At 69.9% G+C, this 14,458-nt stretch carries 16 protein-coding genes, 2 tRNA genes and 2 pseudogenes; 7 read left to right on the top strand and 13 right to left on the bottom strand.

Annotation, left to right across the window (positions count from 1 at the left end; genetic code table 11):
* Nucleotides 1–3: 3 nt before the first annotated feature.
* The 5 genes from ACRAWB_RS04975 to msrA all read right to left on the bottom strand — a co-directional run bounded on the left by ACRAWB_RS04975 (nucleotide 4) and on the right by msrA (nucleotide 3,893).
* The gene (locus ACRAWB_RS04975) at nucleotides 4–492 is read right to left on the bottom strand and encodes an acyl-CoA thioesterase (RefSeq protein ID WP_431352315.1); all 489 of its coding nucleotides are present in this window, start codon (nucleotides 490–492) and stop codon (nucleotides 4–6) included.
* Between the two features lie 13 nt (nucleotides 493–505).
* On the bottom strand, nucleotides 506–2,188 hold the full coding sequence (ettA, locus tag ACRAWB_RS04970) for an energy-dependent translational throttle protein EttA (protein ID WP_431352314.1): 1,683 nt from the start codon (nucleotides 2,186–2,188) through the stop codon (nucleotides 506–508).
* A gap of 108 nt (nucleotides 2,189–2,296) precedes the next feature.
* Nucleotides 2,297–2,797 carry a DUF6993 domain-containing protein gene (locus ACRAWB_RS04965; RefSeq protein WP_431352313.1) on the bottom strand — a complete coding sequence of 167 codons (501 nt, stop codon included), beginning with the start codon at nucleotides 2,795–2,797 and terminating at the stop codon, nucleotides 2,297–2,299.
* A gap of 22 nt (nucleotides 2,798–2,819) precedes the next feature.
* Complete coding sequence (locus ACRAWB_RS04960; protein ID WP_431352312.1) at nucleotides 2,820–3,233, bottom strand: single-stranded DNA-binding protein; 414 nt, start codon at nucleotides 3,231–3,233, stop codon at nucleotides 2,820–2,822.
* 135 nt (nucleotides 3,234–3,368) lie between these two features.
* Entirely contained in the window at nucleotides 3,369–3,893 is a 525-nt protein-coding gene (msrA, locus tag ACRAWB_RS04955) for a peptide-methionine (S)-S-oxide reductase MsrA (RefSeq protein ID WP_431352311.1), read from the bottom strand.
* Nucleotides 3,894–4,000: 107 nt separating this feature from the next.
* On the opposite strand from msrA, the gene ACRAWB_RS04950 reads away from it, so the two are divergent.
* Nucleotides 4,001–4,735 carry a hypothetical protein gene (locus ACRAWB_RS04950; protein WP_431352310.1) on the top strand — a complete coding sequence of 245 codons (735 nt, stop codon included), beginning with the start codon at nucleotides 4,001–4,003 and terminating at the stop codon, nucleotides 4,733–4,735.
* An 80-nt stretch (nucleotides 4,736–4,815) separates the two neighbouring features.
* Here the strand turns inward: ACRAWB_RS04950 and nadE are convergent, their stop codons facing one another.
* Nucleotides 4,816–5,655, bottom strand: coding sequence for an ammonia-dependent NAD(+) synthetase (gene nadE, locus ACRAWB_RS04945; protein ID WP_431352309.1), 840 nt, complete (start codon nucleotides 5,653–5,655; stop codon nucleotides 4,816–4,818).
* 80 nt (nucleotides 5,656–5,735) lie between these two features.
* Here nadE and ACRAWB_RS04940 point away from each other — a divergent pair, with 80 nt between their 5' ends.
* The gene (locus ACRAWB_RS04940; protein ID WP_431352308.1) at nucleotides 5,736–6,953 is read left to right on the top strand and encodes a cation:proton antiporter; all 1,218 of its coding nucleotides are present in this window, start codon (nucleotides 5,736–5,738) and stop codon (nucleotides 6,951–6,953) included.
* A gap of 1 nt (nucleotide 6,954) precedes the next feature.
* Here ACRAWB_RS04940 and ACRAWB_RS04935 read toward each other — a convergent pair whose 3' ends face one another.
* Nucleotides 6,955–7,809, bottom strand: a complete 855-nt coding sequence (locus ACRAWB_RS04935; protein WP_431352307.1) for a LysR substrate-binding domain-containing protein — start codon at nucleotides 7,807–7,809, stop codon at nucleotides 6,955–6,957.
* A gap of 163 nt (nucleotides 7,810–7,972) precedes the next feature.
* Between ACRAWB_RS04935 and ACRAWB_RS04930 the strand changes: the two are divergent.
* Together ACRAWB_RS04930 and ACRAWB_RS04925 are read left to right on the top strand one after the other, a co-directional pair.
* Nucleotides 7,973–9,276 (top strand): annotated as a pseudogene (locus ACRAWB_RS04930) (MFS transporter).
* A 41-nt stretch (nucleotides 9,277–9,317) separates the two neighbouring features.
* Nucleotides 9,318–9,393, top strand: a tRNA-Arg gene (locus tag ACRAWB_RS04925).
* A gap of 51 nt (nucleotides 9,394–9,444) precedes the next feature.
* On the opposite strand, the gene ACRAWB_RS04920 is transcribed toward ACRAWB_RS04925, so the two are convergent.
* The 4 genes from ACRAWB_RS04920 to ACRAWB_RS04905 all read right to left on the bottom strand — a co-directional run bounded on the left by ACRAWB_RS04920 (nucleotide 9,445) and on the right by ACRAWB_RS04905 (nucleotide 11,000).
* Nucleotides 9,445–9,520 (bottom strand) — tRNA-His (locus ACRAWB_RS04920).
* A gap of 49 nt (nucleotides 9,521–9,569) precedes the next feature.
* Nucleotides 9,570–10,193, bottom strand: coding sequence for an oligoribonuclease (gene orn, locus ACRAWB_RS04915; RefSeq protein ID WP_431352306.1), 624 nt, complete (start codon nucleotides 10,191–10,193; stop codon nucleotides 9,570–9,572).
* 10 nt (nucleotides 10,194–10,203) lie between these two features.
* Entirely contained in the window at nucleotides 10,204–10,524 is a 321-nt protein-coding gene (locus ACRAWB_RS04910; RefSeq protein WP_431352305.1) for a hypothetical protein, read from the bottom strand.
* Nucleotides 10,503–11,000 carry an SGNH/GDSL hydrolase family protein gene (locus ACRAWB_RS04905; protein WP_431352710.1) on the bottom strand — a complete coding sequence of 166 codons (498 nt, stop codon included), beginning with the start codon at nucleotides 10,998–11,000 and terminating at the stop codon, nucleotides 10,503–10,505. The genes ACRAWB_RS04910 and ACRAWB_RS04905 overlap by 22 nt, the downstream gene beginning before the upstream one ends.
* A gap of 96 nt (nucleotides 11,001–11,096) precedes the next feature.
* Between ACRAWB_RS04905 and ACRAWB_RS04900 the strand changes: the two genes are divergently transcribed.
* Complete coding sequence (locus ACRAWB_RS04900) at nucleotides 11,097–11,399, top strand: thioredoxin family protein (protein WP_431352304.1); 303 nt, start codon at nucleotides 11,097–11,099, stop codon at nucleotides 11,397–11,399.
* A 4-nt stretch (nucleotides 11,400–11,403) separates the two neighbouring features.
* Here the strand turns inward: ACRAWB_RS04900 and ACRAWB_RS04895 are convergent, their stop codons facing one another.
* Together ACRAWB_RS04895 and ACRAWB_RS04890 are read right to left on the bottom strand one after the other, a co-directional pair.
* The gene (locus ACRAWB_RS04895) at nucleotides 11,404–11,622 is read right to left on the bottom strand and encodes a hypothetical protein (RefSeq protein ID WP_431352303.1); all 219 of its coding nucleotides are present in this window, start codon (nucleotides 11,620–11,622) and stop codon (nucleotides 11,404–11,406) included.
* Nucleotides 11,623–11,789: 167 nt separating this feature from the next.
* Nucleotides 11,790–11,885: pseudogene (locus tag ACRAWB_RS04890) on the bottom strand (helix-turn-helix domain-containing protein); the annotation flags it as partial.
* A gap of 143 nt (nucleotides 11,886–12,028) precedes the next feature.
* Between ACRAWB_RS04890 and ACRAWB_RS04885 the strand changes: the two are divergent.
* Together ACRAWB_RS04885 and ACRAWB_RS04880 are read left to right on the top strand one after the other, a co-directional pair.
* Nucleotides 12,029–13,297 carry an MFS transporter gene (locus ACRAWB_RS04885; RefSeq protein WP_431352302.1) on the top strand — a complete coding sequence of 423 codons (1,269 nt, stop codon included), beginning with the start codon at nucleotides 12,029–12,031 and terminating at the stop codon, nucleotides 13,295–13,297.
* A 340-nt stretch (nucleotides 13,298–13,637) separates the two neighbouring features.
* Complete coding sequence (locus tag ACRAWB_RS04880) at nucleotides 13,638–14,429, top strand: hypothetical protein (protein ID WP_431352301.1); 792 nt, start codon at nucleotides 13,638–13,640, stop codon at nucleotides 14,427–14,429.
* Nucleotides 14,430–14,458 lie beyond the last annotated feature (29 nt).

Genomic DNA, 14,458 nt, shown 5'->3' with positions numbered 1-14,458 from the left:
GGATCAGCCGCGCTTTGCGAAGGCGACCGGCTCGTCGAGGTACGGCGTCCACGCCGCGCGCTCGCGATCGTTGATGCGGCGCGGGCGCTGGCTCGCCGCATCCACCAGGACGATCGTGGTCGCAGCGCGTGAGAAGAGCGTGCGCGGCTCGGTGCCCTCGGGCGTCCAGACCTCGTAGCAGACCTCGAGGCTCGCGCCGCCGAGCCGCCCGAGCCACAGCTGGACGTCGAGCGGCTGCCGGAGGTACGGGATCGGCGCCAGGTACTCGATCTCCTGGCGGGCGATCAGCGTCAGCGTGTCCGCTCCGGGCCGCCCGTCGAGCACCGCGGTCGACCCGCCGACCGCCTCGCCCGACCCCTGGCCGGAGTCATCGGTCGCCCAGAACGCCTCGATGCGCGCCTCCTCGAGGAGGCGCAGCATCTCGGCGTTGTTGACGTGCCCGTAGGCGTCGAGGTCGCTCCAGCGGAGCTTGATCGGGACGTGCAGCCGCATGCGCTCGCCAGCCTCAGTCGCGCGTGAGCTTGCGGTACGCCGAGCGGTTGGGCTTGGCGGCGTCCGGGCCAAGACGCTTGACCTTGTTCTCCTCGTACGCCTCGAAGTTGCCCTCGAACCAGTACCAGTTCGCCGGGTCCTCGTCGGTGCCCTCGTAAGCGAGGATGTGGGTCGCGATCCGGTCGAGGAACCACCGGTCGTGGGTGATGACCACGGCGCAGCCGGGGAACTCGAGCAGTGCGTTCTCCAGGCTCGACAGCGTCTCGACGTCGAGGTCGTTGGTCGGCTCGTCGAGAAGCAGGAGGTTGCCGCCCTGCTTGAGCGTCAGCGCCAGGTTGAGGCGGTTGCGCTCACCACCGGAGAGCACGCCCGACTTCTTCTGCTGGTCCGGACCCTTGAACCCGAAGGTGGAGACGTAGGCGCGCGACGGCACCTCGGTCTTGCCGACCTGGATGTAGTCGAGCCCGTCGGACACGACCTCCCAGACGTTCTTGTTCGGGTCGATGCCGCCACGGGTCTGGTCGACGTACGAGATCTGGACCGTCTCGCCGACCTTGAGGTCGCCGTCGTCCAGCGGCTCCAGACCGACGATCGTCTTGAACAGCGTGGTCTTGCCGACGCCGTTCGGGCCGATGACCCCGACGATGCCGTTGCGCGGCAGGGTGAAGGTGAGGCCGTCGATGAGCTTGCGGTCGCCGAAGCCCTTCTCGAGGTCCTTCGCCTCGATCACCACGTTGCCGAGGCGCGGCCCCGGCGGGATCTGGATCTCCTCGAAATCGAGCTTCCTGGTGCGCTCCGCCTCGGCAGCCATCTCCTCGTACCGAGCGAGTCGGGCCTTCGACTTGGCCTGACGGCCCTTGGCGTTGCTGCGCACCCAGTCCAGCTCCTCGGAGAGGCGCTTGGCGAGCTTGGCGTCCTTCTTGCCCTGGATCGCAAGACGCTCGCGCTTCTTCTCGAGGTAGGTCGAGTAGTTGCCCTCGTACGGGTACAGGTGACCGCGGTCGACCTCGGCGATCCACTCGGCCACGTGGTCGAGGAAGTACCGGTCGTGCGTGACGGCGAGCACGGCGCCGTGGTACTTGCCGAGGTGCTGTTCGAGCCAGAGCACGCTCTCGGCGTCGAGGTGGTTGGTGGGCTCGTCGAGGAGCAGGAGGTCGGGCTTCTGCAGCAGGAGCTTGCAGAGCGCGACACGGCGCTTCTCACCACCGGAAAGGGTGTTGACCGGCCAGTCCCCCGGCGGGCAGCGAAGCGCGTCCATCGCCTGTTCGAGCTGGGAGTCGAGGTCCCAGGCGTCGGCGGCGTCGATCTGCTCCTGCAGCGTGCCCATTTCGGCGAGCAGGGTGTCGAAGTCGGCGTCGGGGTCGGCGAGGAGTCCGGAGATCTCGTTGAACCGGTCGACCTTCTGCTTGATCTCGCCCACGCCCTCCTGGACGTTCTCGAGCACGGTCTTGTTCTCGTCGAGCTGGGGCTCCTGCATGAGGATGCCGACCGTGTAGCCCGGAGTGAGCTTGGCCTCGCCGTTGGAGGGCGTGTCCAGGCCGGCCATGATCTTCAGGATGGTGGACTTACCGGCGCCGTTCGGACCCACGACGCCGATCTTGGCGCCCGGAAGGAACGCCATCGTGACATCGTCGAGGATCACCTTGTCGCCGACCGCCTTGCGGGCGCGCACCATCGAGTAAATGTATTCGGCCACTCTTCTTCTCAAACTCCCTGTCGTCGGCTTCTTGCCGTATACGAGGATACCGGGATCGCGTGTGCTCCCGGGCGGTTCCCGGCGGTCCCGGGCGTTCTCAGGCGGCTGTCACCAGTCGATCGGGCGCGTCTGGCCGATGAGGCAGGTGCCCGTCGGGAGGACCGGCACGGCCTGGCTCCAGTAGCCGCCCGCGTCGGCGCCGTTCTGGCCGATGAGGCAGGTGTCGCCCATGCGCACGGCGAACTGGATGGAGTTCGCCTTCAGTCCGATCGTCGTCGTGTCGACGGTGAGCTGCATGTCGGACTTCGAGAATCCGGCCGCGACGAGCGCGTCGATGAAGTCGCGACCCTTCGCATCCGGGTTCGCCGCGAGCGTAGCCCGGTTGACCTGGTCGAAGTACGGCAGGTTCTGCTCGGCCGTTCCGCCGGGCACCAGCGCGATGGCGGCAGGCGCCGACGGAGTCGGAGAGGCGGGGGCGGAGCTCTCCGGCGCCGACGGACTCGGCGTCGCCGTCGTCGTGCCGGTGCACCCTGTCAGCGCGAGCAGGACCGCGACCCCGGCCGCGAAGAACGACGCGGACACGGCGGAGGAACCGGTCCTTCGGACCATGGAGCGCGTCATATGCATGATCTTAGGGGGCCGCCCCTGGGAGAGCGTCGGGAGGCGCGACCCCCTCCTCGCCCGCTGGCCCGCCGACGGACTTCGTGAAGCGCGAGCGCCCCCAGGCGAGGTCGTGCCCGATCGAATCGGCCTCGATCTCGACCGTGACTCCCTGCTTGTCACCGGTCCACTCCCGGAGGTGGATGCGCCCCGCGACCAGCACCGGATCGCCCTTCGCGATCGAGCCGGCGGCTCCCAAGGCCAGCTTGCGGAACGCGCTCACCGTGTACCAGTTGTGCCCGCCGTCCTCCCACGCGGACGCCTGCCGGTTGTAGCGGCGCCGTGTCGTGACGAGCCGGAAGCTCGTGATCGGCAGGCCGCCCTCGGTGACGAGATGGCGCGGCTCGGTGGCGACGAAGCCGCGGACGGCGACGGTGTCGGACATGGTCTCCCCTTTCGGAACGCCCGCCGCGGTGGCGGGTGCGAGACCACTCTCGCGCCCGGCGCGAGCGAGCGCAGGACAGGATCCGGATCCGTGGATAACTCCGAAAGGTGCCGCCCTGTGGACGACTACACCCGACTACGCCGCGACGTACTCCGCATACGACGCCCGGATCTTGTTCACCTTCGGCAGGGCCACCGCGAGGCAGTAGCCCTGCCCCGGGTTCTTGGCGAAGAAGTCCTGGTGGTACTCCTCGGCGCGGTAGAACGGGCCCAGCGGCTCGAGAGTGGTGACGATCCCGCCGTCCCAGTACTCCGCCGCGCGGTCGCGGGCCGCCTCGAACAGCTCGCGCTGCGCCTCGCCGTCGTAGAACATCGCCGAGCGGTACTGGGTGCCGATGTCGTTGCCCTGGCGGTTGAGCTGGCGCGGGTCGTGGAGGGTGAAGAAGACGTCGAGGATGACGCTCGCCGGGATCACCTCGGGGTCGAAGGTCACCGCGACGGCCTCCGCGTGCCCGGTCCGGCCGGTGCAGACCTCTTCGTACGTCGGGTCCACCGCCGTGCCGCCGGTGTAACCGGACACCACGTCCTGCACGCCGCGCAGCACGCGGTACACCGCGTCCAGGCACCAGAAGCACCCACCGGCCACCACGAATGTCTGCATTACCCGTCCCCTTCCGATCCGACAGCCTCCATTCTGCTACGGCCGCAGTTGGCGACACGACGCGAACGGTCCGCGGGAGGTCGCCGAAGCGCCGTTACCATCGCGGCATGCAGTGGTGGAATGACTTCGTCGATTGGCTCTCATCGCCGGCAGCGCGCCCGGTGATCTTCTATGCGGCGGTCCTCGCGGTCGCCGTCATCCTCTCCGGCCTCATCGCCGCGTGGATCGCCCGGGGCGCCCTCAAGGGCCTCCTCTCCCGCACCGACCGTCAGCAGAAGGCGTCCGCCATCGCAGCCCTCGTGGACGCGGCGACCGAGGCCTCCGTCTGGAACTCGCTCACCCCGGCCGAGCAGGTGCTCTCCGACCGCGCGGTCGGCCAGGCCGACATCATGGTGCGCCTGCTCCCGATCAAGAGCTCCGGGCTCGCCGCCAACTGGGCCGGGCACCAGCTCGCCGAGCTGAAGCGGGCGTCCGCGACCTTCGGCTACCAGGCCGACCCGGCGATCGCCGAGTTCCGCGACCGCCTCATCGAGTGGCAGAACAAGCCGGGCCGCGCCCGCAAGATCTTCCAGAGCGACCTCGAGCGCTGGCGGTTCGAGAACACCGACAACGAGCGCTCGCTGATCGCCCAGCAGGACGCGTGGGTCGCCCAGCAGCACCACGAGCAGTACGCGACCACGCCGAGCGCCGGAGCGACGGACACAGGCACGGCCGACAGCACCGCCCCCACCGCCGACCGCGCGCAGGAGCCTGCGCCCGCCAATCCGTTCGCCGCGGCCGCCGCCGAGCCGAACGCGTCCGCCGACACCTCCCCGACCGCCCGCCTGGGCCAGCCGGTCTGACACGCGGCAGAGCACTCCACCCGAACACGAAGGGCGCCGGCATCACGCCGGCGCCCTTCGTCGTTCTCGGAACAGCCGGCTCAGCGGCTGTACGACCCGTCATTCCACCAGGAGTCGAACATGCTCGCCGGGGGCTGCCGCTTGTGCTCGGTGGCGCGGTAACGCTGCTCCAGGGCCTCCGCCACCTCGTCCGCGACGTCGTTGCCCTCGAGGTAGTCGTCGATGTCCTCGTAGGTGAGCCCGAGGTTGTCCTCGTCGGTCTGGCCCGGGTTGAGGTCGAGCAGGTCGGCCGTGGGCGCCTTCTCGTAGAGCCGGGCGGGCGCGTCCAGGTACCGCAGCAGCTGCTTGCCCTGGCGCTTGGTGAGCCCGCTCAGCGGCAGGATGTCGGTGCCGCCGTCGCCGTACTTCGTGAAGAAGCCGGTCACCGCCTCGGCGGCGTGGTCCGTGCCCACCACCAGGTAGGCGCCCTGGCCGGCGATCGCGTACTGGGCGACCATGCGGATGCGCGCCTTGACGTTGCCCTTCACGAAGTCGGTCATCGGCTCGCCGAGCGCGTCGGCGTACTCGTCCTCGACGCCGTCGGTTCCGCGCTGGATGTTGAACACGACCTGGCGCTTCGGCTGGATGAAGGACAGCGCGAGCTGCGCATCCTCCTCGTCCCGCTGCACGGCGTAGGGCAGCCGCACGGCGACGAAGTCGGCCTCCGTGCCCTCCGCGGCGAGCCGTTCGACGGCGAGCTGCGTAAGCCGGCCCGCGAGCGTGGAGTCCTGGCCGCCGCTGATCCCGAGCACGAAGCCCTTCGCGCCGGTGGTGCGCACGTAGTCGACCAGGAAGCCGACGCGACGCTCGATCTCCGCCGCCGGGTCGACCTCGGGACGGACGTGCAGATCCTCGATGATTCTCGCCTGTTGTTCACGCATGACGCTCACACTATCCCCGGCGGATTTCGCCCGTGTGAACGGTCTGCCACAGAGCCCGTCGCGTCGCTAGCATGCGGCCCATGGACCCCGCTGTCACGACCGTCGTGCTCGTCCCGCTGATCGCCGTGGCGGCGGCGCTGCTGACCACGGCGATCGGGCGCTGGGTGAAGATCCCGCTGGTGGTCTTCGAGATCGTGCTCGGGCTGATCATCGGGCCGAGCGTGCTCGGCTGGGTGCACGAGACCGACGAGCTGAACGCCCTGGCGAACTTCGGTCTCGCGTTCCTCTTCTTCATGGCGGGCAACGAGATCGACTTCGCCTCCATCGGCGCACCGCGGCTGCGGAAGGCGTCGCTGCTGTGGGTGGTCTCGCTCGCCGCGGGCATCCTGTTCGCGGCGCTCATCGCCGGGGATGCGATCCGCGGCGTCTATCTCGGCATCGCCCTGACGTCCACAGCGCTCGGCACGCTCATGCCGGTGCTCCGGGATGCGGGCGAACTGCGCACGCCGTTCGGCCGCGCGGTCACGGCGGTCGGAGCGATCGGCGAGTTCGGTCCGCTGCTCGCCATCTCGCTCTTCCTCAGCGGGCGACGGCCCCTCGCCGCCGCGCTGGTGCTGATCGGGTTCGCGATCATCGCCGGTGGGGCCATCTCGTTCGCCTCGCGCGGCGGTCACCGCCGGTTCCACGCCCTGGTGCGCGCGACGCTCCACACCAGCGGCCAGTTCGCCGTCCGGTTCGTGGTCCTCATCATCGCCGCACTGGTCGGCCTGAGCATCGCGCTCGGCCTCGACATGCTGCTGGGCGCATTCGCGGCGGGCGTGCTCAGCCGCATCCTTCTGGCGGGCGCGGAACCGGCGGACGCGCACCAGATCGAGAGCAAGCTGGAGGCGGTGGCGTTCGGCGTCGTGGTGCCGATCTTCTTCATCAACACGGGGATCGGATTCGACCTGAAGGCGCTGCTGGGATACCCGCGAGCGCTGCTCCTCCTGCCGGTCTTCCTGGTGCTGCTGATCGTGGTCCGCGGCATCCCGGCCTCGTTCTCCGCTCCGCCGGGCTCGTCGCCCCGAGACCGCGCCTCGCTCACGTTGTTCGCGGCGACCGGACTGCCGATCATCGTCGCGGTGACACAGATCGGCGTGCGCGACCACGAGCTCCCGGTCGGCACCGCGACCGCGCTGGTGGGGGCCGGGATGCTGTCGGTGCTGGTCTTCCCGCTCGTCGCGCTCACCCTTCGGCGGCGCAGCCTCGACGGCGGCATCCGGCCGGCGGACCCCGACGCGATCCCGATCGAGGGCTGAGCTACGCGACCCGGCTGACGGCGCGGGCGAGGATGGCGGTCGTCAGCGCCTCCACGGGCTCGCGGGCGGCCGACGGGTTCGACAGCAGCGTGAAGTCCACGTGGCCGAGCTCCGGGAGCCCGAACCGGTTCGTCACCTTGATGAGGTCGGTCGGGATGAGCGAGCGCGGGAACACCGCGACGCCGATGCCCGCGCGCACAGCGGCGAGCACGCCGTTCACCTCGCGGGTGTTGCAGGTGATGCGCCACGTGCGTCCCGCCGCCTCCAGCGCGTCGATCGCGGCCTGCCGGCTCAGACTCGGGCCCTGATACGAGATGAGCGGCACCGGGCCGTCGGGATCGAGGATGGTCTTCTCCTGCCCCATCCACACCAGCTCGTCGGTCGCGACCACCGTGCCCTCGGTCGTCCCGGGCGTCTGCTTGATGAAGATCAGGTCGAGCTGCCCGGCCTTGAGCTTGCGGTGCAGCGGCGCCGACTGGTCGACGGTGAGCTCCAGGTTGATCTGCGGGTTCTGCTGCCGGAAGTGGCGCAGGATGCGCGGCAGCGTCGTGATCGCGAGGTCGTCAGCGGCGCCGAACCGCAGGCGCCCGCGCATCGCCGAACCGCTGAAGTAGCTGTCCGCTTCGGCCAGCGCGGCGAGGATCGTCCGCGCGAAGCCGGCCATGGCGTCCCCGTTGTCGGTGAGGCGGACCTCCCGGGTGTCGCGCGCGATCAGCTGGCGTTTCGCGGACTGCTCCAGCTTGCGGATGTGCTGGCTGACGGTCGGCTGGCTGATGCCGAGGCGCGCCGCCGCCTTCGTGAAGCTGCGCGTGTCGGCGACCGCGAGGAACGTCTGGAGGAGCACCGGGTCGAACATCGCGCATCCATTCGAAAAGCCAATGGGAGTTATAGCCGTTATCGGGAACAAGAATAGCCCCGGATGCGTAGTGTCGAAGCGAGACATCATACGAAACCAGCGACGACATCGAGGTAACACCACAGTGGCGCACTCCACCGCAGCGGCCCCGCCCACCGGACCCATGCCGGTCCTCTCCGCCAAGCCGCCGTGGCGCGAGACGTTCGTCTCCCTCCGGGTGCCGAACTACCGCCGCTTCGCCGCGAGCAACCTCGTCGCCAACACGGCGCTCTGGATGCAGCGGATCGCGATGGACTGGCTGGTCCTGCAGCTCTCGGGCAGCGTCGCCGCGGTCGGCGTCACGGTCTTCATGCAGTTCACCCCGATGCTCATCCTCGGACTGTGGGGCGGCGTCATCGCCGACCGCTACTCCAAGCAGACCCTTCTCGTGATCACCCAGTCGTGCGCGGCGGGGCTCGCGGCGCTGCTCGCCGTGCTCACGCTCACCGGCGGCATCGAGGTGTGGCACGTCTATGCGATCTCCTTCGCGCTCGGCCTCGTCACCGTGGTGGACAACCCGGCGCGCCAGGTGTTCGTGAACGAGCTGGTCGGGCCGAAATACCTGCGCAACGCGATCAGCCTCAACTCGTCGATCTTCCAGCTCGGCGGACTCATCGGCCCGGCGCTCGGCGGCGTGCTCATCACGGCGGTCGGCGGCGGCTGGTCGTTCGCGATCAACGCGGTCGCCTGTCTTGCGGTGGTGTTCGCGGTCGCGACGCTGAAGCGCTCGGAGCTGCACTCCTCCCCGCCGCGCCGCGCCGGAAGGGCCAGTTGATCGAGGGCATGCGCTACGTGCGCAGCAAGCCGGTGATCTTCTGGACGGTCGTCATGGTCGCGGTGATCGCGGTGTTCGCGTTCAACATGCCGGTGTTCCTCGCGGCCTACGCCAACAACGTCTTCCACGTCGGCGCGCAGGGTTACGGGCTCTTCAACGCCCTCGTCGCGGCCGGCGCGCTGACCGGAGCTCTGGCCTCCACCCGCCGGACGAGCGTGCGCCTGTCCATGGTCGTCGGAACGGCCGCGGCGCTCGGGATCGTGCAGGCGCTGGCCGGATTCGCGCCGGGCGAGGTGGCGTTCGGGATGCTGCTGATCGGCGTCGGCGTGGGGAACCTGCTGTTCATCACCGCGGCGAACTCGCTCGTGCAGATGTCGTCGAACGTGCAGATCCGCGGCCGCGTGATCTCGCTGTACATCCTGGTGCTACTCGGCGGCCAGGCCCTCGGCGGACCGCTGATGGGCTGGATCGTGGAGCAGGTCGGCCCGCACATCGCGATGGCGATCTCCGGCCTCGTGCCGGCGGCGGCCGCAGCGGTCGTCGCGGTGCTGATCGCGCGGCAGGCGAGCCTGCGGCTGCGGTTCGGGCTGCGCGGCCGGCGGCCGGTGATCGCCATCGTCAACCGCGCGGGGAAGAGCGGCGCCACGCTCTGACGGGCGGGCGCGCACGGCGCCTCCGGTATCGTGGACGTGTCGCCCCCGTAGCTCAGCGGATAGAGCAGGAGCCTTCTAATCTCTTGGTCGCAGGTTCGATTCCTGCCGGGGGCACCAATTCCCAAGACACGAAAAAGGCCCGGCTCCTGAGGGAGCCGGGCCCTTTGCTGGGGTGAGTAACGGGGCTTGAACCCGCGACCTCCTGGACCACAACCAGGCGCTCTACCAACTGAGCTATACCCACCATGTGCTGCGATCCGGCCTACCGGGCCGATCGAGGCAACTCGTCGATTCTAGTACATCCGGGGAGCCCATTTTTCCACGACGCCGGTCGCCACCGCCTGCACGTCCTCAGTCGTCGGGCCGGGAGGCGCGACGAACGCGGCGGAGCGGTAGTAGTCGAGCTCGCGGATGGACTCGAGGATGTCGGCGAGGGCGCGGTGGCCGCCGTTCTTCTCGGGGGCGTTGAAGTAGATGCGTGGGAACCAGCGGCGGGCCAACTCCTTGATCGAAGACACGTCGACGTTGCGGTAGTGCAGGTGGTTGTCGAGCCGCGGCATGTACTTCGCGAGGAACATGCGGTCGGTGCCGATCGTGTTGCCGGCGAGCGGCGCGGTGCGCGCGGTCGGCGCGAACTTGAGCACGTACTCCAGCACCTCGTACTCGGCTTCGGCGAGGCTCTTGCCGTTGGGGATCTCTTCGATCAGCCCGGAGGTGGTGTGCATCTGCCGGACGAAGTCGCCCATGTGCTCGAGCGCCGAGTCGTCGGGCTTGATGACGATGCTCAAGCCGGGGTCGAGCACGTTCAGCTCGAAGTCGGTGATCACCACCGCGATCTCGACGAGCTCGTCGACCTCGAGGTCGAGGCCGGTCATCTCGCAGTCGATCCAGACCAGTCGATCCGAGGAGGTAGCCATACCAGCGAGTCTAGTGCGGGCCTCCGACGGTCCTCGGCACGGGGAGCTTCGGACCGCGTCCATCGCCCGTCGACACGTGACGCAGACGGCGCGCGACCCACGGGATCGCGTACACGCGCAGCCACGTGCGGAGCGGAACCGCGTCGGGCGGGGCGGGCGGGTCGTCCGGCGGCACGGACGGCTCTGGCCCGCCGATCTGCGCGAACGGCACGCCGAGCGCGTGAGCCGCCTGCGCCGCGAGCAGCCGGTGGCCCCGCGTACTGAGGTGCACCCGGTCGGACGCCCACATCGCCGGGTCGCGGAACTCCCTCACTCCCCACACGTCCAGCACGATCGCGCGCTGGTCGCGGGCGATGCTCCAGATGTTGGCGTTGAAGACGGCCGCGCGCCCCGGAACGGCTTGAGGAAGAAGGCGAACTGCGGATCGAAGATGTTCGCCAGCAGCACGGTGGCGCCGGACGCGCGCAGCGACCGGATGCCGGACTCCAGCCGCGCGGCCAGCGCGTCCGGATCGGCGGCGGGGCTCATCAGATCGTTGCCGCCGACCATGACCGAGACGAGGTCGGGCCCGAGCTCGAGCGCGTGCGGGACCTGCGCATCCACTACGTCCGCGATGCGGCGGCCGCGGACGGCGAGGTTGGCGAACTCCACGGAGGCACCGGAGAGCCGCGCGTCGCCGTCCAGGATGCCGGCCAGGCGGTCCGCCCAGCCGAGGAACGCGTCCGGCTGCCCGGGCGCGCTGTCGCACAGCCCCTCGGTGAGCGAGTCTCCGAGGGCGACGTAGCGCGTGAAGGTCGTTCGGCTCACGGTCCGATCTTCGACCGGCGGAGGCGCCGGGCGCGTGCGCGGACGCCGGGTTCCGCGCGATCGTCGCCGCGATTTCGCCGGACGTACACTGACGGTGTGGATACGACACCGGCCGTTGACCCGGCGGACACCCGGGACGCGCAGCTCACGCTCTACACGTCGGCCTTCTGCGAACCGTGCATGCAGACGCGGGCGGTCCTGGCGGAGGCCTCCCGGCTCGCACCGCGCATCCGGGTGACCGAGCGGGATGTGGCGCGCAACCTGCAGGAGGCGGAGCGCGACGGCATCCGCTCGACGCCGACCGTGATCGTCACGGGCGCCGACGGCTCGGAGGTGTTCCGCGCGGAGGGTGTTCCGACCCTCGCGCAGGTGCTGTCGGCTGCGGCGAAGGCGCTCTGAGCGGCTAGTCGGCGGCGCCGGGCGCGCGATGCAGCAGGAAGATGCCGCCGTGCGCCGGCAGGTGTGACCGTTCGGCGTCGGTCTCGACGTACTCGTCGAGCACCGCGACGATCCGCCGGTCGAGCTCGGCCAGGTCCTCCGGCGACAGGTGCAGCGAGAATCGCGCGTAGGTCGCGATGGACGCGGGTCCGGCCTCGGCGAGCTCCTGCTGGAACGCCTCCACCGGAGCGAGCCCGTGCGAAAGGTCGAGATCTTCCAGCGGCGCGGACAGCCACCAGCTCTTGCCGGTCGAGCGGTACGGCTTCTCCAGGGCGCCGGACTCCCCGTCCGCACCGCGGCCGGCTCCAGGAAGCCCGCGTCGACCAACTGGCGCACGTGGTAGTAGACGGTGCCCGCATCCACCCCCAGCCGGTCGGCGAGCTGCTTGTTCGTGAGCTCGCCGTCCCCGCAGAGGCGCAGGATGCGCACCCGCAGCGGGTGCGACATCGCCTTCAGCTCCTGCGGCGTCGCGGGCCGGCGCTTCGCGTCGGGGTCCGGCGGGCTCTCATCGCTCATGGGACGATCGTAGCTTGTGATTGGGATTCTTCCATGCGATTGAGTTTTCTCAATCGGTGTGCCAGGCTGGCGCCATGAGTACGAACGGCCTCGGGGCGCGCTACTGGAAGCTGTGGACCTCGGCCGGCCTCTCGAACCTGGCCGACGGCGCGATGAAGGTCGTGCTTCCGCTCGTCGCGATCCGCTACACCGACTCCCCCGCCCTGATCGCCGGGCTGGGCTTCGCGTTCACCCTCCCCTGGCTGCTCTTCGCCCTGACCGCAGGCGCCCTCGCGGACCGGATCGACCGCCGCCGCTTGATGCTCGTGGCGAACAGCGCCCGCGCACTGTTCCTCGCCTGCCTCACGGTCGTCACCGTCCTGGGCGGAGGGTCGATCTGGCTGCTGTACGCCGCCGCGCTCTGCATCGGGATCGCCGAGACGGTCTACGACACGTCCTCGCAGTCGATCCTCCCCCAGCTCGTGCAGCGCGACCGCCTGTCGCGGGCCAACGGCCGGCTCTACGCCGCGGAGCTCACCGCCAACGAGTTCGTCGGGCCGCCGCTGGGCGGCTTCCTGGTGGCCATCGGCGTGGGCTTCGCCTTCGGGACGCCCGCGCTGCTGTGGGTCGCCGCGATCGGCGTGCTGCTGCTCGTGCGCGGGCGCTTCACGACCGAGCGCACCGGGTCCACGACCATCCGCGCCGACATCGCCGAGGGCCTGCGCTTCCTGGGCCGCAGCACGCTGCTGCGCACGCTCGCGATCATGGTGGGCGTCTTCAACTTCGCGAGCTCGGCCGTGTTCACGGTGTTCGTGCTCTACGCCGCCGGCCCGAATTCGGTCATGAAGCTCTCGGATCCCGCGTACGGGCTCCTGCTCACGTTCTCGGCCATCGGCAGCGTGCTCGGCACGTTCCTCGCCGAGCCCGCCGAGCGGTGGCTCGGGCGCTCGCGGGCGCTGGCGCTCACGATCGTCGGGTCGCTTCTCACCGTCGCGACGCCGGGCTTCACTGCGAATCCGTTCATCATCGGCGCCGGGATGCTGCTGGGCGGCATCACCGTGTCCATCTGGAACGTCATCACCGTGTCCCTGCGGCAGCGCATCACACCGACCCGCCTGCTGGGCCGATTGAACAGCGCCTACCGGCTGCTCGCCTGGGGGACGATGCCGCTCGGGGCGGCGGCCGGCGGCCTTCTCGGGCAGCTTCTCGGGGTGCAGTGGGTGTTCGTCATCATGGGCGCTCTCGTGCTCCTGCAGCTCATCCCCATGTTCTGGATCACCGACCGGCGGATGGACGCGGCGGAGGCCCAGGTAGAGGCTCAGGAGGCGACGGAACCGGCCGCTCAGGGCTCCGCGGATCGGTGACGCGTACACGACTTTGCCAGGTTCCGTGCCCCAACCGTCCAGAATCGACGCCTAGGGTCTCATAACGACGGCAACCGATATGCCGTCCGTGCCGCGCAGGCGGCATCCAGCCCCCACCCCCAACCCTGAGGCGCCCCCGCGCCCGCTCCTGGATGCACTGGCCTTCCCACGCCCGGCACACCCGCGCCGCATGCCGCGCCTTCCGGACCACGGGTCCACGAGGCGCTTCCGCGCATGCTCGCGGCAGCCAGCCCGCAGGACCGCCCCCGAACAAACGGCGGTCCCGCACGCGCCGAGTCGGCGTTCGTGCGCAGACGGGGAAGCCCGATCCAGGAACACAATGCTCAGCACTCTTCGCAAGACCGTCAAGAACAGCCCCGTCCCCTTCACCCGCATCGTCACCGGCGCCGCCACCCTGATCATGAGCGCCAGCCTGATCGCCCCCGCGGTCGCCCAGCAGCAGGCCAGCGAGCGCGAGACCCGCGCGCTCAGCGCGTCCACCGGGATGCGCCACGAACAGCTCGGCGTGTACGGCTCGATCGTGCGCGACCGCCTCGAGCGCGAGGCGAAGACCACGCTCGCCGGCGCCCAGAGCACCGTCGCCGCCAACGAGACCAAGGTGGACGCGTCCGCCGCCAAGACCGCGATCGCCGGCCTCAGCGACTTCACGAAGCTGACCGACGACAAGCTCATCGACTCGATCGGCAAGACGCAGGTCGCCTCCAACGCGCTGGCCGTGGCCGGCGCCGAGCACGACCGCCAGGTCGCTGCCGCCGCCGCTGCTGCCGCGGCCGCCGCTGCCGCCGCGCAGGCCAACGCCAACACGGTTGAGGGCGCCAAGGCGACCGCCGCGAGCCTCGCCTCCAGCCAGTACGGCTGGGGCGCCGACCAGTTCAGCTGCCTCGACCGGCTCTGGCAGCGCGAGTCCGGCTGGAACTACCAGGCCTCCAACTCCGGCAGCGGCGCCACGGGCATCCCGCAGGCACTGCCTGGCAGCAAGATGGCCTCGTTCGGCACCGACTGGGCGAGCAACGCCACCACGCAGATCAAGTGGGGCCTCGACTACATCGCCCGCGGCTACGGCACGCCGTGCGGCGCCTGGGGCCACTCGGAGTCCTTCAACTGGTATTGATCCGCCTGAGCCTGCCGGCGGAGCCGCCT

The organism is Leifsonia poae, from assembly GCF_050632865.1.
Taxonomy (GTDB): Bacteria; Actinomycetota; Actinomycetes; order Actinomycetales; family Microbacteriaceae; genus Leifsonia; species Leifsonia poae_B.
This window is presented reverse-complemented; position numbering and strand designations above follow the sequence as displayed.